Raw genomic sequence first — 23,862 nt, forward strand, 5'->3', positions numbered from 1 at the left:
CGAGCAAGCCCGCTCCCACATTTGTTCTGTGACCGACTTGATGCCGTTATTCGGCGATCAGCCAATCCATCTGCCACCCACCCTGGGTCTGTCCCAGTTTCTTCGACAGCCACGGCAGCAGCTCACGCAACTCCTCCTCAAGGCCCCACGGTGGGTTGGCAATCGCCAGGCCCGAGCCGGTCAGGGTGTTGGGGGTGTCCAGCGGATGCACCAGCAATTCCACGCGCAGCAGCTTTGGCGCGCCGGTGCCAGCCAGGTCCTGATAGAAGCGGCGCAGCATGCGCTGGTCCTTCACCGGGTACCAGATCGCGGCGACCGTCTGGCGCATGCGGCCCACGGCTTCCTTGAGGGAGGCGGCGCAGCGCTGCATCTCATCGAGTTTTTCGAAAGGCGGGTCGATCAACATCAAGGCACGCTTTTCCGGCACCGGCAGCAAGGCCCGTGGCACATGCCAACCTTCGCCCAGATGGACCTTCACGCGGCGGTCGCCCTTCATGTTGTCCTTGAGCAGCACGCCGTCTTCCGGGTGTTTTTCGTTAAGCAGCACGCGGTCTTGCGGCCGGGTCAGGCGCCGCGCCAGTTCTGGCGAACCTGGGTAATAGCGCAATTGGCCATCCGGGTTCATCTCGTGCAGCACCTGCATGTAGTCAGCGGTCAGCGCCGGCAGGTCCGCCTCGCCCCACAGGCGGGCGATGCCTTCCAGGTATTCACCAGTGCGGTTGGCCTGGTCGCCCTGCAGGTCGTACAGACCGATCCCGGCGTGGGTGTCGAGATAGGCAAACGGCTGCTCCTTGCGCGACATCAGGGCGATGAGGCGGGTCAAGGTCAGGTGTTTGAAGACATCGGCGTGGTTGCCGGCGTGAAAGGCGTGACGATAATTCATGGTTGCTCCTGCGCAGGGGGCGAAGTTTACCTTTTACGCGGGCAAAGGTGCAGGGCTGCATGCCAGGCGGTGCTTATGCCGCAAACGTAGGGGCAACACCGAAAACGTTCTAGCCGGTTATGTTGGAGCGGGCTTGCCCGCGATGCAGGCTACGGGGTATTACCCATACGCTGCGGTGATGCTATCGCCGGCAAGCCAGCTCCCCCGTTATCCGGGCTGCCCATGCAATCCAAGGAGGTCAAACAGCACCATGAAAGACGCCACCCTCGCCCTGCACCATGGTTTCAAATCGGACCCGACCACCAAGGCCGTCGCCGTACCGATCTACCAGAACGTCGCTTTCGAGTTCGATAACGCCCAGCACGGCGCCGACCTGTTCAACCTCGACGTGCCGGGCAATATCTACACGCGGATCATGAACCCCACCAATGACGTGCTGGAACAGCGCATGGCGGCGCTGGAAGGCGGGATCGCGGCCCTGGCCGTGTCGGCAGGCAGCGCGGCAATCCACTATGCCATCCAGGCCCTGACCCGCGCCGGCGACAATATCGTCTCCACCCCCCAGTTGTACGGCGGCACTTACACCCTGTTCGCCCACCTGCTGCCCAGCTTCGGCGTCGACGTGCGCTTTGCCCGCGATGACTCGGCCCAAGCCATCGCCGAACTGATCGACGAAAACACCAAGCTGGTGTACTGCGAGAGCATCGGCAACCCGGCCGGCAATATCGTCGACCTGCAGGCCCTGGCCGACGCTGCCCACGCCCGCGGCGTACCGCTGATGGTGGATAACACCGTCGCCACGCCGATCCTGTGCAAGCCGATCCAGTTTGGCGCAGACATCGTCGTGCATTCCCTGACCAAATATGTCGGCGGTCATGGCAACTCCCTGGGCGGGGTTATTGTCGACAGCGGCACCTTCCCCTGGACCGACTACCCGCAGAAATTCCCTGGCCTCAACCAGCCGGAGCCGGCCTACCATGGCGTGGTCTACACCGAAAAGTTCGGCCCGGCGGCCTTTATTGCCCGGGCCCGCACCGTGCCGCTGCGCAACACCGGCGCCGCCCTGGCGCCGATGAACGCCTTCCTGCTGCTGCAGGGCCTGGAAACCCTGGCCCTGCGCATGGAGCGCCACACCGAGAACGCGCTGAAAGTCGCGCAGTTCCTGCAGGCCCACGAACAGGTGGAATGGGTCAGCTACGCCGGCCTGGCGGATCACCCGCACCATCACCTGGCGCAAAAGTACATGCAGGGCAAACCCTCGGCGATCCTCTCCTTTGGCCTCAAAGGCGGCTATGAAGCCGGGGTGCGCTTCTACGATGCGCTGCAAATCTTCAAGCGCCTGGTGAATATCGGCGATGCCAAATCCCTGGCCTGCCATCCGGCCTCCACCACTCACCGGCAGATGAATACACAAGAGCAAGCCAAGGCCGGTGTGCGTCCGGAGATGATCCGCCTGTCGGTAGGCATCGAGGCGATTGAAGACCTGCTCGATGACTTGCAGCAATCCCTGAACGCCTGATTCAACCCCGCTCGCCGGCCAGGTAGGCAACCAATGCCTGGTCCCCGGCGTAGGGCTGGCGCACAAAGTACGCGACCTTGTGCTTCAAGGTCGCGGGTGCGAAGGCGTCGTGCAGGTCGGGGTGCTCTTGGGCCAGCCATTGCAGCAGGTTGTCCACCAGAGTCACGCTGGACTGCTCGCCAAGCTGCTTGAGTAGGGTGGCCGGCACATTCCACCAGGGACTTTTCTTCGCCGCCCCCACCACCATGCCCGGCACGTGCTGAAGCTGCCCATTGATCCAGTAGCGTCGAAATACGGGAATCACCTCCCCCGCCCCAGGCCCCAGCGCTTGCAGGATCGGCAGCAGATAGCCGCCATCCCAGAAACGAAAGAACACCTCCTGCCCCTCGGGCAAGCGCACCTTGGTCAGGCTAGCGAGATGGTCAACCACTGTGGGCAACGGGCTGGAGGAAACACCCAGCCAGCCCCAATCGGTAGCAGTGCACCGCGCCACCCAATCGAGAAACCCACTGCTGTCGCTGACCAACGCCACATAGGGCATCACCTCACCCCAGGCGCCATACTCGCTGCCGGCCCACACCGGGCTCAGCGGCCCGCCATCCGCCTGGCGCCAGGCCGCGACCGGCTGGCACTCGCTGGTGCTGGCCAGGATGACAAACACCTGCTCGCCGTCCTGCAGCGGCTCCTGGGCCAGCCATTCACGCGGGGTCATCATCGCAAGCCTCCAACGCGATGCTGCGGGGTATCACAGACACCATTCTTGCAGCGCTCACATTCCTCGCAGAACGGCGCACTGCGCTTGAGGCTGAACACCTGCGCGGCACTCAACGCCGCCTGCAGGGTTTCCTGCACGCCCGGGCGCAACGCTGATGGCGCCACGGCCGCCGCCGGCGCACCACCCAGTTGGATCGGCGTGCTACTGAAAATCCCTGCCGCCGACAGGGTGATCCATTGCCCCCCGGCCTGCAGTGTCAGGCTGGCACCGCCATCGACCACCATTTGCTGGCCCGCGCCAAGGCTGATCTGCTCGCCCGCCTGCAGCGCATAACGTGCGACGTGCACCTGCTGCTGCCCCGCGATCACCAGATGATCGTCCTGCTTCAATTCCGTCAGCCGGTTGCCGTGGGTAATCCGCTGCTCCTGGCCGTGCAATTCGTGGTGCGACTCGCCGCGCACCTGCACATGGCGCTGGTGATCCACCTGCACGCGCAAATCATGGAGCACGTGCTGGGTCCAGTCGCGCTGGGCACGCAGGTAGATCTGCTCGGCGCCCTTGCGGTCTTCGATGCGCAGCTCGTTATAGCCGCCACCTCCCGGGCTGCTCTGGCTGCGGAAGATGCTGCGGGTCTTGTCCGCGGGCAAGTCGAGGGGCACCGGCGTCGCGCCGTTGGCCAGGCAACCCACCACCAGCGGCATGTCGATATCACCGTTGACGAAGCCCACCAGCACTTCCATGCCCACCCGCGGGATCGTCACGCTGCCGTAATGCTCATGGGCCCAGGCGCTGGCGACCCGCAGCCAGCAACTGGAATGTTCGCCGGATTGGCCGTGGCGATCCCAGGCCAGTTGCACCTTGACCCGGCCGAACTCGTCGCAATGGATTTCGCTGTCCGCGGGCCCCGTGACCACGGCGTTCTGATATCCGGCAAGCGGGGCCCTGGCCTCAGGCAGCGGCGGGCGAAACGGCACGTCCCAGGGCGTGGCGAAAAACTCGTTGCGGTAACCCTGCTCGTCCACCACGCCCACGGATTCCTCCAGCACTTGCGGCTGCCTGCCCTGATGGATCACCCGCGTCAACAGCCACAGGCCATTCCATTGCTGACGCGGATGATCGGCCAGCTTGAGGAACTGCCCGCTGACCAACGCCGCCTGGTCGCCCTCACCCCGGGCCTGGCGCTGATCGCTGCGGTAACGCTCCAACGCCCGCTGCGCCAGATGCTTGCCCTGCCCACGGTCGGTGAAATGCCCGGGATAGCCCTGGGCCTCCAGCGTTGGCAGTTGCTCGCCCAGGGCGGCGCTTTCCAGCACCAGGCGCGGCTTGCGAAAGTCATAGTCGCGCAGGTTGACCCCGGTGGTCCGCGCCTCCAGGCGCACGTTGAAACGTTTGATCACCGGCACCGCCGCAACCATCCCTGAGCCCGGTGCATAGCCTGTCGGCTGATCCGCCTGGGCAAACACCGTCTGGTCATCACCGAACACCAGCAGGTGGCCGTCCGGCGAATGCTGAAAGTGATAGTGAATCCCCAGTTCGGCACACAGGCGCTGGATAAACGCCAGATCGGTCTCATCGAACTGCACGCAGTATTCACGTTCGGGGTAGTCCGTACCCAGGCGCCATTCAAAGGCATCGCGCTGGATGCCCTGCCCTTCAAGCACCAGGCTGACGATCTGCGGCACGGTCTTGTGCTGGAAAATACGTTGGTGGGCACTGTGCTGCAGGTACGCCAGTTGCGGCACCAGGCTCACTTGATAGCGGGTCAGGCGCTGCCCCGAGTCACCTTGCGCAACGCCCTGGATTTGCCCGTGAATACCATGGCCCAGCGTATCGAAGGCGAGAAAGGCCTGGCGGTGCAGCAGGTCTTCCAGATCCAGGTCCGGCTGTTCGCTGACCAGTTCAATATCAAAACAATAGGGCTGGCTGATCGCCTCCTCGCCCTTGAATGCCAGGACCTTGAGATCACTGGACCGGCCGTCGACGGTCAGGCTAAACGCACTTTGATTGGCAGGAGCGAACATCCGGTGTTTCTCTGCAAGTGGAGGGCCTGGGATTCTGCACCAGCCATTTGCCGAGCGGCGCTGGCTGCAGGCAATTCAGTATTTCCCTACAAGGCAACCGTCACCGTCGCACCAAAAAAAAGGCCCGACATCCAGGGATGCGGGCCTTTTTCAGTTCAGCGGGCCATCAAGGCCTGGATGAACGCCTCATTTGTTGAGGTTGTAGTCTTTCTCGGCAGCGGTGAAGCGCTCGACCATACCGGCAGTCGGGGCACCCATCTTGCTCACGAAGTAGATCGCCAGGCTGGCGAAGATAAAGCCTGGGATGATTTCGTACAGACCCAGCAACTCGAAGTGTTTCCACACGATCACGGTGATCGCGCCGACCAGGATACCGGCCAGTGCGCCGTTACGGGTCATGCCTTTCCACAGTACCGAGATCAGGACCACAGGGCCGAACGCGGCGCCGAAGCCGGCCCAGGCGTAGCTCACCAGGCCCAGTACACGGTTTTCCGGGTTGGCGGCCATCGCGATAGCGATCAGCGCAACCACCAGCACCATGATGCGACCTACCCATACCAATTCAAGCTGGGAAGCGCCCTTGCGCAGGAAAGCCTTGTAGAAGTCTTCGGTCAGGGCACTGGAGCACACCAGCAACTGGCAGCTCAGGGTGCTCATCACGGCAGCCAGAATGGCCGACAGCAGCACGCCAGCGATCCATGGGTTGAACAACAGCTTGGCCAGTTCGATGAACACACGCTCAGGGTTTTCGGTCACAGGACCTGCAACTTCAGGGTGTGCCGAGAAGTAGGCAATACCGAAGAAGCCTACAGCCACGGTACCGGCCAGGCACAGGATCATCCAGGTCATGGAGATACGACGTGCATTGGCAATCGACTTGACCGAATCCGCCGCCATGAAACGCGCGAGGATGTGTGGCTGGCCGAAGTAGCCCAGGCCCCAGCCCATCAGCGAGATGATGCCGATGAAGGTGGTGTTTTTCAGCATGTCGAAGTTGGTTGGATCGTTCGCTTCAATAGCCAGGAACGTGGTATCGACGCCGCCGGTGGCCAGCAGCACGATGATTGGCGTGAGGATCAAGGCGAAGATCATCAGCGTGGCTTGTACGGTATCTGTCCAGCTTACTGCCAGGAAACCACCGATGAAGGTGTAGGCAATCGTCGCCGCAGCACCGGCCCACAGCGCCGTCCCGTAGGACATGCCGAAGGTGCTTTCGAACAGACGGGCACCCGCAACAATGCCGGACGCACAGTAGATGGTGAAGAACACCAGGATCACTACTGCCGAGATAATCCGCAGCAGGCCGCTTTTGTCTTCAAAGCGGCTGGAGAAGTAATCCGGCAGGGTCAGGGCGTCGCCGTTGTGTTCGGTCTGCACGCGCAGGCGACCGGCCACAAACAACCAGTTCAGGTAAGCACCGACGATCAGGCCGATGGCGATCCAGCTTTCCGACAGGCCCGACATGTAGATGGCACCTGGCAGGCCCATCAACAACCAGCCGCTCATATCCGAGGCGCCAGCCGAGAGTGCGGTGACGACGCTGCCGAGGCTGCGACCACCGAGGATGTAATCGGAAAGGTTATTGGTGGAGCGATAGGCCATCAGACCAATCAACACCATTGCCGCGATGTAGATCACAAATGTGATCAGGGTTGGATTACTTACGCTCATTGAGTTACGCCCTGGCTTTGTTTTTATGTAGCGGCGGTCTGTCAGCCCACCTACAAGAGAGTAGCTTGTAGACGAAACTGCATGCCGCGCATTTATGACTGACGTTTCCCCAGGAAAGCCATCAGCCGATGAACCGAACCTTGCAGTTGGTTGCACCTTGGGCGCGAATGCTATTCAACAAAGCAAATAAGGTGCAACCAGTTTCGTGAGAATAAGTTGCACCCAGGGATGATTTTCGGCAAACGGCGGGTTTTTGCTCCTTTTCGGAGCAAGAACAGCCAAATCCAGAAGTAAATGCACCAATACCAAGCCGATTCCGTCGAGTGAAAATGAATTCTGACGAGCAGCGCGGATTTCGTGAAGAAAATGGGTTGCACCCGGTTGCACCTCGTACTGCGCAAAGCTAATCTTGCCGCCAGCTGATGCCACGCAGTAGTGGCACCCATGAGGATAAAAATATGGCTACGACCACCCTTGGGGTCAAACTCGATGACCCGACCCGCGAACGCCTGAAGGCCGCCGCGACCTCCATTGATCGCACGCCGCACTGGCTGATCAAGCAGGCAATTTTCAATTACCTGGAGAAACTCGAGGGTGGTGCAACCCTGACCGAGCTCAACGGTTCGGGCATCAAGGACGCAGACGACGCCGGTGAGGTGCAGAACGACCACGCCCACCAGTGCTTCCTCGAATTTGCCGAGAGCATCCTGCCGCAATCGGTGCTGCGCGCCTCGATCACTGCTGCTTACCGTCGCCCCGAGCCGGAAGTGGTACCGATGCTGATCGAGCAGGCACGCCTGCCGGCCCAGATGGCCGAAGCCACCAACAAGCTGGCCGCCTCGATTGCCGAAAAACTGCGCAACCAGAAGAGCGCCGGCGGCCGTGCCGGTATCGTCCAGGGCCTGTTGCAGGAATTCTCCCTGTCGTCCCAGGAAGGCGTGGCACTGATGTGCCTGGCCGAAGCCCTGCTGCGTATCCCCGACAAGGGCACCCGTGACGCACTGATCCGCGACAAGATCAGCACCGGCAACTGGCATCCGCACCTGGGCAACAGCCCGTCGCTGTTCGTCAACGCGGCCACCTGGGGGCTGCTGCTGACCGGCAAACTGGTCGCCACCCATAACGAGGCCGGCCTGACCTCATCCCTGAGCCGCATCATCGGCAAGAGCGGCGAGCCGATGATCCGCAAGGGCGTCGACATGGCCATGCGCCTGATGGGCGAGCAGTTCGTCACCGGCGAAACCATCGCCGAAGCCCTGGCCAACGCCAGCAAGTTCGAAGCCAAGGGCTTCCGCTATTCCTACGACATGCTCGGTGAAGCCGCACTCACCGAACACGACGCCCAGAAATACCTGGCCTCGTACGAACAAGCTATTCACTCCATCGGCAAAGCCTCCCATGGCCGTGGGATTTATGAAGGCCCGGGCATTTCCATCAAGCTGTCGGCCCTGCACCCTCGCTACAGCCGCGCCCAGTACGAGCGCGTGATGGAGGAGCTGTACCCGCGCCTGCTGTCTTTGACCCTGCTGGCCAAGCAATACGACATCGGCCTGAACATCGATGCCGAAGAAGCCGACCGCCTGGAACTGTCCCTGGACCTGCTCGAGCGCCTGTGCTTCGAGCCGCAACTGACCGGTTGGAACGGCATCGGTTTCGTGATCCAGGCGTACCAGAAGCGCTGCCCGTACGTGATCGACTACGTGATCGACCTGGCGCGCCGCAGCCGTCACCGCCTGATGATCCGCCTGGTAAAAGGCGCGTACTGGGACAGCGAAATCAAGCGCGCCCAGGTCGAAGGCCTGGAAGGCTACCCGGTCTACACCCGCAAGGTGTACACCGACGTTTCCTACATTGCCTGCGCACGTAAGCTGCTGTCGGTACCGGAAGTCATCTACCCGCAGTTCGCCACGCACAACGCCCATACCCTGTCGGCCATCTACCATATTGCCGGCCAGAACTATTACCCCGGCCAGTACGAGTTCCAGTGCCTGCACGGCATGGGTGAACCGCTGTACGAACAGGTTGTAGGCAAGGTCTCCGAAGGCAAGCTGAACCGTCCGTGCCGCGTGTACGCTCCGGTCGGTACCCACGAAACACTGCTGGCCTACCTGGTGCGTCGCCTGCTGGAAAACGGCGCCAACACTTCGTTCGTCAACCGTATCGCCGACCAATCCATCTCGATCCAGGAGCTGGTGGCCGATCCAGTGGCCAGCATCGAGCAGATGGCGACGCTGGAAGGCGGCTTCGGCCTGCCGCACCCGCGTATCCCGCTGCCGCGTGACCTGTATGGCAGCGAGCGTGCCAACTCGGCCGGTATCGACCTGGCCAACGAACACCGCCTGGCGTCGCTGTCCTGCGCCTTGCTGGCCACCGCGCACAACAACTGGAAAGCCGCGCCGATGCTCGGTTGCGCCTCCAGCAATGAACCCGCTGCGCCGGTGCTGAACCCCTCCGACCTGCGTGATGTGGTCGGCCATGTCCAGGAAGCCACCGTCGAAGACGTCGACAATGCGATCCAGTGCGCCCTCAATGCCGCTCCGATCTGGCAGGCCACTCCACCGGCCGAACGCGCCGCGATCCTGGAACGTGCCGCGGACTTGATGGAAGGCGAGATCCAGCCACTGATGGGCCTGCTGGCCCGTGAAGCCGGCAAGACCTTCGCCAACGCCATCGCCGAAGTGCGTGAAGCCGTGGACTTCCTGCGTTACTACGCCGTGCAGGCGCGTAACGACTTCACCAACGACGCCCACCGCCCACTGGGCCCAGTGGTGTGCATCAGCCCGTGGAACTTCCCGCTGGCAATCTTCAGCGGCCAAGTCGCCGCTGCACTGGCCGCCGGTAACCCGGTCCTGGCCAAGCCGGCCGAACAAACCCCGCTGGTCGCCGCGCAAGCCGTGCGTCTGCTACTGGAAGCCGGTATTCCGCAAGGCGTGCTGCAACTGCTGCCGGGCCAGGGCGAAAGTGTTGGTGCCCGCCTGGTGGGTGATGATCGCGTCAAAGGCGTGATGTTCACCGGCTCCACTGAAGTGGCGCGCCTGCTGCAGCGTAACGTCGCCGGTCGCCTGGATGCCCAGGGGCGCCCGATCCCGCTGATCGCCGAGACCGGTGGCCAGAACGCGATGATCGTCGACTCCTCGGCCCTGACCGAGCAAGTGGTGATCGACGTTGTCTCCTCGGCCTTCGACAGTGCCGGCCAGCGTTGCTCGGCCCTGCGTGTACTGTGCCTGCAGGAAGATTCGGCAGACCGCGTCATCGAAATGCTCAAGGGTGCCATGGCGGAATGCCGCCTGGGGAACCCGGAGCGCCTGTCCGTGGATATCGGCCCGGTGATCGACGCCGAAGCCAAGGCTGGTATCGAGAAACACATCCAGGCCATGCGTGACAAAGGCCGCACCGTGTACCAGGTGGCGATTGCCGACAGCGAAGAAATCAAGCGCGGCACCTTCGTGATGCCAACCCTGATCGAGCTGGAAAGCTTCGACGAGCTGCAACGGGAGATCTTCGGCCCGGTACTGCACGTGGTGCGCTACAAGCGCAAGGAAATCGACCAGTTGATCGGCCAGATCAATGCCTCGGGCTACGGCCTGACCCTGGGCGTGCACACCCGTATCGACGAGACCATCGCCAAGGTGATCGACAACGTCCATGCCGGTAACGTCTACGTCAACCGTAACATCGTCGGTGCCGTGGTCGGCGTGCAGCCATTCGGCGGCGAAGGCTTGTCGGGCACCGGTCCGAAAGCCGGTGGCCCGCTGTATCTGTACCGCCTGCTGTCGACCCGTCCTACCGATGCGATCGAGCAATCCTTCGTACGTGGTGACGCACTTGCCGCGCCGGATGTACGCCTGCGTGACGCCATGAGCCAACCGTTGACCGCCCTGAAAACCTGGGCCGAAAGCAATAAGTTCAGCGACCTGAGCGTGCTGTGCAGCCAGTTTGCCGCGCAATCGCAAAGCGGTGTCACCCGCCTGCTGGCCGGCCCGACTGGCGAACGCAACAGCTACGCCATCCTGCCCCGCGAGCACGTACTGTGCCTGGCAGAAGTGGAAGGCGATTTGCTGGCGCAACTGGCGGCCGTACTGGCTGTGGGTAGCTCGGCGGTGTGGCCGGAATCTGACCTGACCAAGGCGCTGTTCCCACGGTTGCCGAAGGAAGTTCAGGCGAAGATCCAGCGTGTGGCCGACTGGACCAAGGACGAAGTGATCTTCGATGCGGTTCTGCACCATGGCGATTCCGACCAACTGCGTGGAGTGTGCCAGCAAGTGGCCCAGCGCAGCGGCGCGATTGTCGGGGTCAATGGCCTGTCTTCGGGCGAAACCAACATTGCGCTGGAGCGTTTGGTGATCGAGCGCGCGTTGAGCGTCAACACCGCTGCGGCTGGCGGTAACGCGAGCTTGATGACGATCGGCTGATCACTGCCAAAGTGGGGCACCTGCAATGGGTGCCCCACTGCATTGCATCTGTCGAAACCGGATAAATGTAGGAGCTGGCTTGCCTGCGATGGCGGTGGGCCAGGCACTATTTGCTTGGTTGACACTCCGCCATCGCAGGCAAGCCAGCTCCTACATTGACCGCGTCAGACCTTTACGTTGTGTTTTGCTGCTCCATCACCCAGATCAATCTTGCTATCGCGCCTCTATTCGCGCACTTAGACTGCGGCCTATTCCCACATAGGTAAGCCGCCATGTCCGAGACGCTCCTCAGTTCCCGCAATCTGGCTTTCGAGCTGTATGAAGTCCTCGATGCCGAGGGCCTGACCCAGCGCGAGCGGTTTGCCGAACATAATCGCGAAACCTTCGACGCCGCCATCGGCACTGCGCGCAGCATCGCCGAAAAGTACTTCGCCCCTCACAACCGCAAGGGTGACGAGAACGAACCGCGCTACGAAGACGGCCAGGCGATCCTGATCCCGGAAGTGAAACCCGCAGTCGACGCCTTCCTCGAAGCAGGCTTTCTCAACGCGGCCCGCAGTTTCGAAGCCGGTGGCATGCAACTGCCGACGCTGCTGTCCCAGGCCTGCTTTGCGCACTTTCAGTCAGCCAATGCGGCCTCTACCTCCTACCCGTTCCTGACCATGGGCGCGGCCAATCTAATCGAGAGTTTTGGCACCGAGGAGCAGAAGCAACGCTTTCTGCAACCGATGATCGAAGGCCGGTTCTTTGGCACCATGGCCTTGACCGAACCCCATGCCGGTTCGTCGCTGTCGGATATCCGCACCCGCGCCGAGCCGGCGGCGGATGGCACGTACCGGCTCAAGGGCAACAAGATCTTTATCTCCGGCGGCGATCATCCGCTGTCGGAAAACATCGTGCATATGGTCTTGGCCAAACTGCCGGATGCACCGGCCGGGGTGAAGGGCATTTCGCTGTTTATCGTGCCCAAGTTCCTGGTCAACGATGACGGCAGCCTGGGCCCGCGCAACGATGTGTTGCTGGCCGGGTTGTTCCACAAGATGGGCTGGCGCGGCACCACCTCCACGGCGTTGAACTTCGGCGATAACGGCGAGTGTGTCGGCTATCTGGTGGGCAAGCCACACCAGGGCCTGGCTTGCATGTTCCAGATGATGAACGAGGCGCGGATTGGCGTCGGCATGGGCGCGGTGATGCTGGGCTACGCCGGTTACCTGTATTCCCTGGAGTACGCCCGGGAACGCCCGCAAGGTCGCCTGCCCGACAGCAAGGACCCGAACACCGCACCGGTGTCGATCATCCAGCACGCCGATATCAAGCGCATGCTGCTCACGCAAAAAGCCTATGTGGAAGGTGCCTTCGACCTGGGCCTGTACGCGGCACGGTTGTTCGATGACACCACCACCCTGGACAGTGAAGCCGGACGCAAGCAGGCCCATGAACTGCTCGACCTGCTGACCCCGATCGTCAAGTCCTGGCCCTCGGAGTTCTGCCTGAAGGCCAATGAACTGGCGATCCAGATTCTCGGCGGCCACGGCTACACCCGTGAATACCCGGTAGAGCAGTACTACCGCGACAACCGCCTGAACCCGATCCACGAGGGCACCCACGGCATCCAGTCCCTGGACCTGCTGGGGCGCAAGCTCGCGCAAAACGGCGGCGCGGGTTTGAAGCAGCTGGTTCGCTTGATCGCCGAGACCGGCGCACGGGCCCAGGAATACCCGTCACTCACGGCCATGCGCGAGCCGCTGGAACAGTTGGTGGCGAGCCTGCAAAGCGTGACCCTGGGGCTGTTGACGGATCTCGCCCAGGGCAAGGTCAACAGCAGCCTGGCGAACTCGGCGCTGTACCTGAAAGTATTTGGGCATACGGTGATTGGCTGGCGCTGGCTGGAACAGGCGATCCGCGCCGAAGAAGGCTTGGCCAAAGGCAATGCAGCGGATGTGGCCTTCTATAAGGGCAAGCTGCAAGCGGCCCGGTACTTCCTGACCTGGGAGGTACCGGGCTGCCATCATGAACTGTCGATCCTGCAGGCACGGGACGATACGTGCCTGACCATGCAGGATGAATGGTTCTGATCAGGGCTGGCCGATGGCCTTGGAAATCACATCGACCGTGGCGCTGACTTGCTCTTGGTAACGGTCGAGTTCCTGCTGGTGACGCTGCTGCATGTCGATCTGTTCGGCACATAGATTCAGCGCCGCCAGCACCAGCAGTTTGTCGCCGATCAGGGTCGGGTACTTCTGCTTGGTGGTGGCCAATGACGCCTTGAGCATGGTCACGGCTTTGAGCAGGGTGTTGTCTTCCCCGTCCGGTGCCTTGATCGAGTAATCCTCACCGAGAATCGAAACGACCTTTATCCCTTCACTCATGCGCTCACAGGACCTGCGCTCACACGCTCAACCAACGCCTGGATACGGGCGGCGGTGGCGCCCTGCTTTTCTTCCTGTTCCATCAGGTTCAGTTGCAGGCTGTCGTTCTCATCCTTGGCGCGGGCCAGTTCCGCCTTGAGGGATTCGTTGGTACCCAGCAATGCTTGATTCTGCTGCACCAGGTCACTGACCAGTTGTTCCAGTTGGCTGAGGGATGTTTCTAACATTTTGAATTCTCGGGCTTTTTCAAAGGGCGGTGACGATAAAGAAAATTCACCGTGGAAGCCAGGGTTATCCTGGCGCGCAGCCCTGATTTCACGGGTCAGGCCACGCTGTGGAGCCTTAGTGACTGCATTTACGCCATCTGGTTCCTGAATCCCTGCCAATCCGTGCCGGGTGCGACAAAAGCGCACAGCCCCTCAAGACTTTGGTCGCATGTCCGATAGGTCATGCTTACCCCGCCTCAAAGCCGCACGGATCGCGCCTCTCCCAGGACCACTCATGTCTCTTCGTAATATGAATATCGCGCCGCGCGCGTTTCTCGGCTTCGCGTGCATTGGCGCGCTGATGTTGTTTCTCGGTATTTTTGCGCTGAACCAGATGAGCAAGATCCGTGGGGCCGCCGAAGACATCACCCAGAGCAGCGTGCCGAGTATTCGCGCCCTCGAGGACTTTACCCAACTGACCCTGCGCCTGCGCGTGCTGTCTTATCGCCTGCTGACCAACCGCGAGCCAGACGTACAACAGAAGACCCTGGAAGCCTTTGAACTGCGCAACCAGCAGATTCGTACGGCCCAGGGCACTTATGAAAAGCTGATCGAAAGCCGTGAGGAACGCTCGGCCTACGAGGAGTACGTACGCCTGCTGGGCCAGTACCACCAGATTGAAGAGCGGATGAAGAGCCTGTCGCGCAGCAACCAGATAGAAGAACTGCGCACCCTGCTCAACACGCAATTGCTGAGCAACTCCGAGCAGATCAACGCGGCCCTCACGCGCCTGCTGGACCTCAACAACAGCATGGCCAATGCCACCAACCAAAAGGCTGCCGATCAATATGACTCGGCCTTTGACCTGGTGGTGGCCCTGCTGGTGCTGGCCACCGCACTGACCGTGCTGTTTGCCTGGCTGCTGACCCGCAGCATCACCCTGCCCATCGCCCAAGCCCTGGACGCCGCCGAGCACATTGCCGAGGGCAACCTGACCCAGTCGATCAAGGTCGATGGCGATGACGAAGCCGGCCGCCTGTTGCGCGCAATGAATAAAATGCAGGAGAAATTGCGCGACACCCTGCAGCGCATTTCTGGTTCGGCCACCCAACTGGCCTCCGCTGCCGAAGAGCTTAACGCCGTCACCGACGAAAGCGCCCGTGGCCTGACCCAACAGAACAACGAGATCGAACAGGCGGCCACCGCCGTCAACGAGATGACCAGCGCCGTTGAAGAAGTCGCGCGCAATGCGGTCAGCACCTCCGAAGCCTCGAAAAACGCCACGGCCTCGGCGGGTGATGGTCGCGACCTGGTGCAGGAAACCGTCAGCGCCATCGAGCGCATGAGCGGCGATGTGCAGGGCACCGCCACGCTGATCGGCGCCTTGGCAGAAGAGTCGCGGGATATCGGCAAGGTGCTCGACGTGATTCGCGGCCTGGCCGACCAGACCAACCTGCTGGCCCTGAACGCTGCCATCGAGGCCGCGCGTGCCGGGGAAGCCGGGCGTGGTTTTGCGGTAGTGGCCGATGAAGTGCGGGCCCTGGCCCATCGCACCCAGCAATCGACCAGTGAGATCGAACGGATGATCGGCAGTATCCAGGCCGGTACCGAACAGGCGGTGGACTCGATGCGCAACAGCACCGAGCGCGCCGAATCCACACTCAATATCGCCAAAGGCGCAGGGATGTCCCTGGATACCATCAATAGCGCGATCATCGAGATCAACGAGCGCAACCTGGTGATCGCCAGCGCCGCCGAAGAGCAGGCGCAAGTCGCGCGGGAAGTGGACCGCAACCTGGTGAACATCCGCGACTTGTCGGTGCAATCGGCCACAGGCGCCAGCCAGACCAGTGCGGCCAGCAGCGAGTTGTCGCGCCTGGCAGTGGATTTGAATGGGATGGTGGGGCGTTTCCGCCTCTGAAATACAGTCACCCCCTGTAGGAGCTGGCTTGCCTGCTCCTACAAAAGCTTTTTGACAGCGCAGCAATTCAACAGGTTAGAATCGCTGGCACGCAGACTGCATGGTCAGACTGCGCCTCGCCTTATTTCCGGAGTACTGCCTTTGAATGCGACGACCATCAACAGCCTGTTCTTGATCGGCGCGTTGCTGGTAAGTGCGAGCATTCTGGTGAGTTCTCTTTCGTCCCGCCTGGGCATCCCGATCCTGGTGATCATCCTGGCCGTGGGCATGATCGCCGGCGTCGATGGCGGCGGGATCATTTTCGATAACTACCCGACCGCGTACCTGGTGGGCAACCTGGCATTGGCAGTGATCCTGCTCGATGGCGGCTTGCGCACACGGGTCGCGAGTTTTCGCGTGGCACTGTGGCCAGCCCTGTCGCTGGCGACCGTGGGGGTGTTGATAACCACCGGCCTCACCGGTATGGCGGCGGCCTGGCTGTTTGACCTCAATATCATCCAGGGCCTGCTGATCGGAGCCATCGTCGGCTCCACCGATGCCGCCGCCGTGTTCTCGCTGCTGGGCGGCAAAGGCCTGAACGAACGGGTCAGCGCCAGCCTGGAAATCGAATCCGGCAGCAACGACCCAATGGCGGTGTTCCTCACCGTAACCCTGATCGACATGCTCGCCAGCGGCCAGACCGGCCTGCACTGGAGCCTGTTGACCCACCTGATCCGCGAATTCGGCATCGGCGGCATTATCGGCCTGGGCGGCGGCTGGCTGATGCTGCAACTGGTCAACCGGATCAACCTGGCCAACGGCCTGTATCCGATCCTGGTGATCGCCGGCGGCCTGTTCGTCTTCGCCCTGACCAACGCCCTGCACGGCAGCGGCTTCCTCGCCGTGTACCTGTGCGGCCTGGTGATCGGCAACCGTCCGGTGCGCAGCCGCCACGGCATCTTGCATATGCTCGACGGCATGGCCTGGCTGGCGCAGATCGGTATGTTCCTGGTACTGGGCCTGCTGGTCACGCCCCATGACCTGCTGCCCATCGCCCTGCCGGCCCTGGGCCTGGCGCTGTGGATGATCCTGTTTGCCCGGCCGCTGTCAGTGGCGGTTGGCCTGCTGCCGTTCAAGGCCTTCCACGGCCGCGAAAAAGTATTTATCGCCTGGGTCGGCCTGCGCGGCGCGGTACCGATCATTCTTGCGGTGTTCCCGCTGATGGCCGGCCTGCCCCACGCCCAGCTGTATTTCAACCTGGCGTTCTTTATCGTGCTGGTGTCGTTGCTGGTGCAGGGCACCAGCCTGCCGTGGGTGGCCAAGCTTTTGAAAGTGACGGTACCGCCCGAGCCCGCGCCGATTTCCCGGGCCGCCCTGGAAGTGCACGTCACCAGCGAGTGGGAGCTGTTCGTCTACCGCCTGGGCGCCGAAAAGTGGTGCATCGGCGCCGCCCTGCGCGAGCTGAAAATGCCCGAAGGCACGCGCATCGCCGCACTGTTTCGCGGCCAGCAACTGCTCCATCCGTCGGGTAGTACGGTGTTGGAGGCCGACGACCTGCTGTGCGTGATCGGCCATGAACACAACCTCGCCGCCCTCGGCAAACTGTTCAGCCAGGCGCCGCAACGGGGCCTGGACCTGCGCTTCTTCGGCGACTTCGTGCTCGAAGGCGACGCGCAACTGGGCGCGGTGTCGGCGCTGTACGGGCTCAAGCTCGACGGTATCGATCCGGATATGCCCCTGGGCCAGTTCATCACGCAAAAGGTCGGTGGCGCCCCCATCGTCGGCGACCAGGTGGAGTGGAACAACACCATTTGGACAGTCGCCGTGATGGACGGGAACAAGATCGGCAAAGTCGGCGTCAGATTCCCCGAAGGAAGTCGCCCGGCCCCCGGACTCTTCCTCTAAACTGCGGGGCGACGGTGTGCCAATGGCCATCAGCACGCCCCCTATTCTTCATCTTGTTCGACCGGTCTCTATGACAATCCTGCGCACTTTTTTAGCCACTGCCTTGCTGGGCCTGAGTCTCTGCGTCAGCCCCGTGTTCGCCGCCGATCCACCAAGCATCGAGAGTGTGCAACAGACCCTGGACAAGCTGCCGGACCGCAAACTGCCCGACGCCGACATGAAGGCGCTGCAGAACGTTTTGCAGCAGACCCTGACGTTGCTGGGCAACAAGCAGGACTACGAGCAACGCCTGAGCGATCTCAAGCGCCAATTGCAAGATGCACCCCGCCAGACCACGGAAAACTCCCGTGAACTGGCCCGGCTCAAGGGTACCAAGGTTGTCCCGGTGGCCCAACGCTACGCCAGCCTGCCGGTGCCGCAGCTCGAACAACTGCTGGTGCAGCGCAGCACCCAGCAAGGCGACCTGCAAAAAGAGTTGGCCGACGCCAACAGCCTGAGCATCGCCGCACAGACCCGCCCCGAGCGCGCCCAGACCGAAATCAGCAACAGCCAGACGCGCATCCAGCAGATCAACAGCATCCTCAAGGCCGGCAAGGACAATGGCAAACCGCTCAATGGCGACCAGCGCAACCTGCTGAACGCCGAACTGGCGGCGCTCAACGCCTTGATCCCGCTGCGCCGCCAGGAACTGGCCGGCAACAGCCAACTGCAAGACCTGGGCAACAGCCAGCATGACCTGGCGGTGGAAAAAACCGCGCGCCTGGAGCAGGAAATCCAGGACCTGCAAACCCTGATCAACCAGAAACGCCTGGCCCAGTCCCAGGAGACTGTGACCCAGCAGTCCATCGAGGCACAGAAGGCCGGCGGCAGCAGCCTGCTGGCCACGGAAAGCGCAGCCAACCTGAAGCTGTCCGACTACCTGCTCAAAAGCACTGACCGGCTCAATGAGCTGACCCAGCAGAACCTGCAAACCAAACAGTTGCTGGACAATGTGACCCAGAGCGATTCGGCCCTGGACGAGCAGATCAACGTGCTCAAGGGCAGCCTGCTGCTGTCGAAAATCCTCTATAAACAGAAGCAGGCCTTGCCGCGCCTGAAAGTCGATCGCGACCTGGCCGACGATATCGCCAACATTCGCCTGTACCAATTCGAGGTCAACCAGCAGCGCGAGCTGATCAGTTCACCGAGCGCCTACGTCGACAACCTGCTGGCCGACCAGCCAGAGGACCAGGTCACGCCACAGCTGCGCCGCACCCTGCTGGAACTGGCCGTGACCCGCAGCGACTTGCTCGAACGCCTGAGCCGGGAACTGAGCTCACTGCTCAACGAATCCATCACCCTGCAACTGAACCAGAAGCAACTGCTCAGCACCGCCGCCAGCCTGCGCGCGACCCTCGACGAACAGATGTTCTGGATCCCCAGCAACAAACCGCTGGACGTCGAATGGCTCGAAGGCGTGCCCAACCGCCTGAGCAAACAGGTCGACACCCTGCCCTGGGCCTCCAGCCTCAGCGAACTGTACGACGGCCTGGCCCAGCGCCCGTTGCTGTTTTTGCCCCTGCTGCTGCTGATCGGCGCACTGTTGTGGCGGCGCAGCAACCTGTATGACCGGCTGAAGAAAATCCACATGGATATCGGTCACTTCAAGCGTGACAGCCAGTGGCACACCCCGGTCGCGATCCTGGTGAATATCCTGCTGGCCTTGCCCGTGACCCTCGGCCTGGCGCTGTGCGGCTATGCCCTGCAAATCGATGCGCGTGGGCAGAACGCCAACCTGGGCATGGCCCTGGTGCAGATCGCCCAGGCGTGGCTGGTGTTCTACACCGCCTACCGGATCCTCGCGCCGGGTGGCGTGGCCGAATTGCATTTCCGCTGGGAAAAACCCCAGGTCGAATTCCTCCAGGGCTGGATCCGCAAACTGGGGCTGGTGGTGTTGGCGCTGGTGGCCGTGGTGTCCATCGCCGAGCATCAACCGGCGGCCCTGGCCGATGATGTTCTGGGCATCGCCGTAGTCCTCACCTGTTATGGGCTGATGGCCTGGCTGCTCAGCCGCCTGCTGCTCAACAGCCCGACCCATGAAAAAGCCTCACTGTTTCGCAAGGTCGTCGGCGTCGCGTTTACCGCGCTGCCCATCGCGCTGTTTATTGCCGTGTGCTTTGGCTACTACTACACCGCGCTCAAACTCAGCGACCGCCTGATCAACACCCTGTACCTGCTGATGTTCTGGCTGGTGATCGAAGCCACCTTCGTCCGTGGCCTGGGCGTTGCCGCACGGCGCCTGGCCTACTCCCGCGCACTGGCCAAACGCCAGGCCGCCAAGGAAGCCGGCGACGGCGAAGTGGTGATCGAGGAACCGACCCTGGATATCGAGCAGGTCAACGAACAATCCATGCGCCTGATTCGCCTGGCCTTGCTCGGCGGTTTTATCGCGGCGCTGTACTGGGTCTGGTCCGACCTGATCTCGGTGTTCTCCTACCTGGACAACGTCACCCTCTACGAATACACCAGCGGTACCGGCGCCAATATCAGCATGGTGCCCATCAGCATCGGCGACATGCTCGGCGCGCTGATCATCATCGGTATCACCTTTGCCCTGGCGCGCAACCTGCCCGGGCTGCTGGAAGTGCTGGTGCTGTCGAAGCTGGACCTGGCCCAGGGCAGCGCCTATGCCACCACCACCTTGCTGTCGTATGTCATTGCCGGTGTGGGTTTTGTGTCGACCCTGTCGACCCTCGGGGTGAGCTGGGACAAGCTGCAATGGCTGGTGGCCGCACTGTCGGTGGGCCTGGGCTTCGGTATGCAGGAGATCTTTGCCAACTTTATCTCCGGCATCATGATCCTGTTCGAGCGCCCGGTACGCATCGGCGACACCATCACCATCGGCAACCTGTCGGGCACGGTGAGCAAGATCCGCATCCGCGCCACCACCATCACCGACTTTGACCGCAAGGACATCATTGTCCCGAACAAAACCTTTATCACCGGGCAACTGATCAACTGGTCGCTGACCGACACCATCACCCGGGTCACCCTCAAGCTCGGCGTGGACTACGGCTCCGATCTGGACCTGGTGAAGGAATTGTTGCTCAAGGCCGCCAGGGATAACCCGCGCGTCCTGAAAGACCCGGAACCCCACGTGTACTTCCTCAACTTCGGCGAAAGTACCCTGGACCACGAATTGCGCATGCATGTGCGCGACCTGGGCGACCGTAACCCGGTGATCGATGAGGTCAACCGCTTCATCAATCGTGAGTTCAAGAAACAGAGCATCAATATTTCGTTCCGGCAGATGGAGGTTTACCTGAAGAACCTGCACGGCCAGGAATACAAACTGGTGGAAATCGAACCCCTGAGCAAGCCGGCCAATGACGGCTCGCCACAACCCACGCCGCCGACCAAACTCGACTAACCGCTTTATCCCCAGCAGAATGCTCGGACATTCTGCTGGAGATGGCCGGTGAAAGCCCTCGACGACCTGACCTTCGACAACCGCTTCGCCCGCCTGGGCGATGGTTTCTCAACCCACGTACTGCCCGAGCCCATCGACGCGCCACGGCTGGTGGTGGCGAGCAGTGCCGCCATGGCCCTGCTTGATCTCGACCCGGCCGTCGCCCAGACACCGGTGTTCGCCGAACTGTTCGGTGGCCACAAGCTGTGGGCCGAGGCCGAACCACGGGCGATGGTCTATTCGGGGCATCAGTTTGGCTCCTACAACCCGCAACTGGGGGATGGTCGCGGCTTGCTGCTGGGCGAGGTATATAACGCGGCGGGCCAACACTGGGACTTGCACCTCAAGGGCGCGGGGCAAACGCCTTACTCACGCATGGGTGATGGCCGCGCGGTACTGCGCTCTTCGATCCGCGAGTTTCTCGCCTCCGAAGCCTTGCACGCCCTGGGCATCCCCAGCAGCCGCGCCCTGTGCGTGATCGGCTCCGACACCCCGGTATGGCGCGAAAAACAGGAACGTGCGGCCATGGTCCTGCGCCTGGCGCCGAGCCATATCCGCTTTGGGCACTTCGAGTACTTCTACTACACCCAGAAAACCGAGTTGCACCAGCAACTGGCCGAGCACGTGCTGAAGTTGCACTTCGCCCCATGCCAGGAGCAACCCGAGCCGTACCTGGCGATGTTCCGCGAGATTGTCGAGCGCAACGCCGAGCTGATCGCCAAGTGGCAGGCTTATGGCTTTTGCCATGGGGTGATGAACACCGACAACATGTCGATCCTGGGTATTACCTTCGACTTCGGGCCATTTGCCTTCCTCGATGACTTCGACGCCCATTTCATCTGTAACCACTCCGATCACGAAGGGCGTTACTCCTTCAGCAATCAGGTACCGATCGGCCAGTGGAACCTCAGTGCCCTGGCCCAGGCATTGACGCCGTATATCAGCGTTGAAGCCCTGCGCGAAACCCTGGGCCTGTACCTGCCGCTCTACCAGGCCCACTACCTGGACCTGATGCGCCGCCGCCTGGGCCTGACCACTGCCGAAGACGACGACCAGAAACTGGTAGAGCGCTTGCTGCAACTGATGCAAAACAGCGGCGTGGACTACACCTTGTTCTTCCGCCGCCTGGGGGATGAGCCCGCAGCACTGGCCGTGGCGCAGTTGCGCGATGACTTTGTTGACCTCAATGGGTTCGATACCTGGGCAGACCTATATAAAGCCCGTGTCGAGCGCGATGGCAACAGCCCCCAGGCTGAACGCCGCGAGCGGATGCACGCAGTGAACCCGCTGTACATCCTGCGCAACTACCTAGCACAAAATGCCATCACCGCCGCCGAGTCCGGCGACTACAGCGAAGTGCACAGGCTGCATGAGGTGTTGAGCAAGCCATTTGAAGAACAGGCAGAGATGGAGCACTACGCCCAGCGGCCGCCCGATTGGGGCAAGCATTTGGAGATCAGTTGTTCGTCATAGCTCTTTTCAGATGAACATATCCACAGGCACTTTAAAGTGCTCTGCCAGCCAACGAATCTGTCGCACGTTGAGCTGGCGCTTGCCACTGAGAATTTCAGAGACCACCGATTGAGGACCTACGCCCGGTAAATCACTCTGGGTCAAACCGTGCTCCTGCATCATTGACCGCAACACTTCGACACCACTCACCTCGGGTATCGGCCAATGCTCCAGATCGTAGGCCTCGACCCAGTCGCCGATAATATCCACCAACCCCATCAGGGGGTGGGTTTCGTCGTCCCCGACAATATCCAGCAATTCGTCGAGGGCCTCGACCAGCACATCGTAGTCAGCCTCGCTTTTGGGCTTGCGCAACAGCGGTGATACAAATTCCCAGTGCTCAACAGCCTGCTCAATCAATACGCTCATTTTCCTGTCACTCCTTCCACTTGCCCTTGGCATTTCGAATGGGCCTCACACTGATTACTCGCATGCAATATCCTTATCGCATCTTGCTATGGGGGTTAGTCTCGGCATCAAATTATCGCAATATGCGATAGGTGCTCAGCAGACCAGCGGCACAATCTCAAACTTGCATACGTAGCCTAGGTAGGCGGCCAAACGTGCGCACAGGCAAAAATGTGAACACATGCGTCGCCACCGCCGAGCCTTGATAATTTCGGTCTTGGCTCCAAATAGAGTTCATTGGCAACTTCAACGGAATCCCACCATGTCCGATCCCCTGGTAATCCCCTGCCCTCATTGCAACGGCCTCAACCGCATCCCCCACGAACGCATGGGCGATGCCCCAAAGTGCGGGCGATGCAAGCAGCCGGTGTTGCTGAGCAAACCGTTTGAACTGAAACAGGGCGACTATTCCAGCCAGATCAAGGGCGACTTGCCGCTGCTGGTGGATGTGTGGGCAGAGTGGTGCGGGCCGTGCAAATCGTTTGCGCCGGTGTTTGAACAGGCGGCCGGGCAGTTGGCGGGAAAGTGCCGCCTGGCCAAGCTCGATAGTGAGGCCAACCAGCAGCTTTCGGCACAATTGGGGATTCGCTCGATTCCCACCCTGATCCTATTCAAGAACGGCCGGGAAGTGGCACGCCAGAGCGGCGCGTTTGCGCTACCGCAATTGATGAGCTGGTTGCGCAGCCAAGGGGTGTAACCCTGTAGGAGCGGGCTTGCCCGCGATGGCCATAGGTATCTACACAACTTTGCAGCAACACCTAAATCCAGACAGATAGCGCAGTTGTGGCGAGCGGGCTTGCCCCGCGCTGGGCTGCGAAGCAGCCCCAATAAGACGAATACGTTGTACCAGATACACCGCAGCGGCTGGTTTTGGGGCTGCTTCGCAGCCCAGC

At 61.6% G+C, this 23,862-nt stretch carries 16 protein-coding genes and 1 pseudogene; 9 read left to right on the forward strand and 8 right to left on the reverse strand.

All coding sequences use genetic code 11. The features are described from left to right. Positions 1 to 46 precede the first annotated feature (46 nt). Positions 47 to 883: a 23S rRNA (adenine(2030)-N(6))-methyltransferase RlmJ gene (locus FIV38_RS04905; protein WP_070996495.1), complete on the reverse strand. Its 837-nt coding sequence runs from the start codon at positions 881 to 883 to the stop codon at positions 47 to 49. 250 nt (positions 884 to 1,133) lie between these two features. On the opposite strand from FIV38_RS04905, the gene FIV38_RS04910 reads away from it, so the two are divergent. Then, on the forward strand, positions 1,134 to 2,402 hold the full coding sequence (locus FIV38_RS04910) for an O-acetylhomoserine aminocarboxypropyltransferase/cysteine synthase family protein (protein WP_029299210.1): 1,269 nt from the start codon (positions 1,134 to 1,136) through the stop codon (positions 2,400 to 2,402). Between the two features lies 1 nt (position 2,403). On the opposite strand, the gene FIV38_RS04915 is transcribed toward FIV38_RS04910, so the two are convergent. From FIV38_RS04915 to FIV38_RS04930, 4 genes are all read right to left on the reverse strand, one after another. Continuing rightward, positions 2,404 to 3,117: a DUF4123 domain-containing protein gene (locus FIV38_RS04915; protein WP_092232972.1), complete on the reverse strand. Its 714-nt coding sequence runs from the start codon at positions 3,115 to 3,117 to the stop codon at positions 2,404 to 2,406. Next, positions 3,114 to 5,138: a type VI secretion system Vgr family protein gene (locus tag FIV38_RS04920; protein WP_092232968.1), complete on the reverse strand. Its 2,025-nt coding sequence runs from the start codon at positions 5,136 to 5,138 to the stop codon at positions 3,114 to 3,116. The genes FIV38_RS04915 and FIV38_RS04920 overlap by 4 nt, the downstream gene beginning before the upstream one ends. 186 nt (positions 5,139 to 5,324) lie before the next feature. Next, a complete protein-coding gene (gene putP, locus FIV38_RS04925) occupies positions 5,325 to 6,809 on the reverse strand; it encodes a sodium/proline symporter PutP (RefSeq protein ID WP_029299217.1) in 1,485 nt (494 codons plus the stop codon). 174 nt (positions 6,810 to 6,983) lie between these two features. Continuing rightward, a complete protein-coding gene (locus FIV38_RS04930) occupies positions 6,984 to 7,238 on the reverse strand; it encodes a hypothetical protein (RefSeq protein ID WP_071610064.1) in 255 nt (84 codons plus the stop codon). 29 nt (positions 7,239 to 7,267) lie between these two features. Between FIV38_RS04930 and putA the strand changes: the two genes are divergently transcribed. After that, the gene (gene putA / locus FIV38_RS04935) at positions 7,268 to 11,221 is read left to right on the forward strand and encodes a trifunctional transcriptional regulator/proline dehydrogenase/L-glutamate gamma-semialdehyde dehydrogenase (protein ID WP_092232965.1); all 3,954 of its coding nucleotides are present in this window, start codon (positions 7,268 to 7,270) and stop codon (positions 11,219 to 11,221) included. A gap of 272 nt (positions 11,222 to 11,493) precedes the next feature. After that, on the forward strand, positions 11,494 to 13,296 hold the full coding sequence (locus tag FIV38_RS04940; RefSeq protein ID WP_029299221.1) for an acyl-CoA dehydrogenase: 1,803 nt from the start codon (positions 11,494 to 11,496) through the stop codon (positions 13,294 to 13,296). On the opposite strand, the gene FIV38_RS04945 is transcribed toward FIV38_RS04940, so the two are convergent. Together FIV38_RS04945 and FIV38_RS04950 are read right to left on the reverse strand one after the other, a co-directional pair. Next, positions 13,297 to 13,590, reverse strand: a complete 294-nt coding sequence (locus tag FIV38_RS04945; protein ID WP_029299223.1) for a cell division protein ZapA — start codon at positions 13,588 to 13,590, stop codon at positions 13,297 to 13,299. It lies immediately after the preceding gene. Next, the gene (locus FIV38_RS04950; RefSeq protein ID WP_029299225.1) at positions 13,587 to 13,817 is read right to left on the reverse strand and encodes a hypothetical protein; all 231 of its coding nucleotides are present in this window, start codon (positions 13,815 to 13,817) and stop codon (positions 13,587 to 13,589) included. The genes FIV38_RS04945 and FIV38_RS04950 overlap by 4 nt, the downstream gene beginning before the upstream one ends. 289 nt (positions 13,818 to 14,106) lie before the next feature. Between FIV38_RS04950 and FIV38_RS30840 the strand changes: the two are divergent. The 5 genes and pseudogenes from FIV38_RS30840 to selO all read left to right on the forward strand — a co-directional run. Further along, positions 14,107 to 14,862: pseudogene (locus FIV38_RS30840) on the forward strand (MCP four helix bundle domain-containing protein); the annotation flags it as partial. After that, positions 14,854 to 15,717, forward strand: a complete 864-nt coding sequence (locus FIV38_RS30845; protein ID WP_413469502.1) for a methyl-accepting chemotaxis protein — start codon at positions 14,854 to 14,856, stop codon at positions 15,715 to 15,717. The pseudogene FIV38_RS30840 and the gene FIV38_RS30845, both read left to right, overlap by 9 nt. A 141-nt stretch (positions 15,718 to 15,858) precedes the next feature. Next, positions 15,859 to 17,601: a potassium/proton antiporter gene (locus FIV38_RS04960; protein WP_029299228.1), complete on the forward strand. Its 1,743-nt coding sequence runs from the start codon at positions 15,859 to 15,861 to the stop codon at positions 17,599 to 17,601. 70 nt (positions 17,602 to 17,671) lie between these two features. Continuing rightward, entirely contained in the window at positions 17,672 to 21,010 is a 3,339-nt protein-coding gene (gene mscK / locus FIV38_RS04965; protein ID WP_092232959.1) for a mechanosensitive channel MscK, read from the forward strand. A gap of 48 nt (positions 21,011 to 21,058) precedes the next feature. Continuing rightward, positions 21,059 to 22,522 (forward strand): protein adenylyltransferase SelO, encoded by a 1,464-nt coding sequence (gene selO / locus FIV38_RS04970; RefSeq protein WP_092232956.1) that lies wholly within the window; start codon positions 21,059 to 21,061, stop codon positions 22,520 to 22,522. Positions 22,523 to 22,528: 6 nt separating this feature from the next. Here the strand turns inward: selO and FIV38_RS04975 are convergent, their stop codons facing one another. Further along, the gene (locus FIV38_RS04975) at positions 22,529 to 22,930 is read right to left on the reverse strand and encodes a helix-turn-helix domain-containing protein (protein WP_029299232.1); all 402 of its coding nucleotides are present in this window, start codon (positions 22,928 to 22,930) and stop codon (positions 22,529 to 22,531) included. A 301-nt stretch (positions 22,931 to 23,231) separates the two neighbouring features. Between FIV38_RS04975 and trxC the strand changes: the two genes are divergently transcribed. Next, the gene (gene trxC, locus FIV38_RS04980) at positions 23,232 to 23,666 is read left to right on the forward strand and encodes a thioredoxin TrxC (protein ID WP_092232953.1); all 435 of its coding nucleotides are present in this window, start codon (positions 23,232 to 23,234) and stop codon (positions 23,664 to 23,666) included. Positions 23,667 to 23,862: the final 196 nt, after the last annotated feature.

This window comes from Pseudomonas proteolytica, assembly GCF_007858275.1.
GTDB lineage: Bacteria > Pseudomonadota > Gammaproteobacteria > Pseudomonadales > Pseudomonadaceae > Aquipseudomonas > Aquipseudomonas proteolytica.

Coding starts and splice junctions, on each gene's coding strand:
- putP (WP_029299217.1), bottom strand. CDS start 6,809: ATGAGCGTAAGTAATCCAACCCTGATCACATTTGTGATCTACATCGCG.
- trxC (WP_092232953.1), top strand. CDS start 23,232: ATGTCCGATCCCCTGGTAATCCCCTGCCCTCATTGCAACGGCCTCAAC.
- mscK (WP_092232959.1), top strand. CDS start 17,672: ATGACAATCCTGCGCACTTTTTTAGCCACTGCCTTGCTGGGCCTGAGT.
- FIV38_RS04910 (WP_029299210.1), top strand. CDS start 1,134: ATGAAAGACGCCACCCTCGCCCTGCACCATGGTTTCAAATCGGACCCG.
- FIV38_RS04940 (WP_029299221.1), top strand. CDS start 11,494: ATGTCCGAGACGCTCCTCAGTTCCCGCAATCTGGCTTTCGAGCTGTAT.
- FIV38_RS04905 (WP_070996495.1), bottom strand. CDS start 883: ATGAATTATCGTCACGCCTTTCACGCCGGCAACCACGCCGATGTCTTC.
- FIV38_RS04920 (WP_092232968.1), bottom strand. CDS start 5,138: ATGTTCGCTCCTGCCAATCAAAGTGCGTTTAGCCTGACCGTCGACGGC.
- FIV38_RS04975 (WP_029299232.1), bottom strand. CDS start 22,930: ATGAGCGTATTGATTGAGCAGGCTGTTGAGCACTGGGAATTTGTATCA.
- FIV38_RS04915 (WP_092232972.1), bottom strand. CDS start 3,117: ATGATGACCCCGCGTGAATGGCTGGCCCAGGAGCCGCTGCAGGACGGC.
- FIV38_RS04945 (WP_029299223.1), bottom strand. CDS start 13,590: ATGAGTGAAGGGATAAAGGTCGTTTCGATTCTCGGTGAGGATTACTCG.
- putA (WP_092232965.1), top strand. CDS start 7,268: ATGGCTACGACCACCCTTGGGGTCAAACTCGATGACCCGACCCGCGAA.
- FIV38_RS30845 (WP_413469502.1), top strand. CDS start 14,854: ATGCAGGAGAAATTGCGCGACACCCTGCAGCGCATTTCTGGTTCGGCC.
- FIV38_RS04950 (WP_029299225.1), bottom strand. CDS start 13,817: ATGTTAGAAACATCCCTCAGCCAACTGGAACAACTGGTCAGTGACCTG.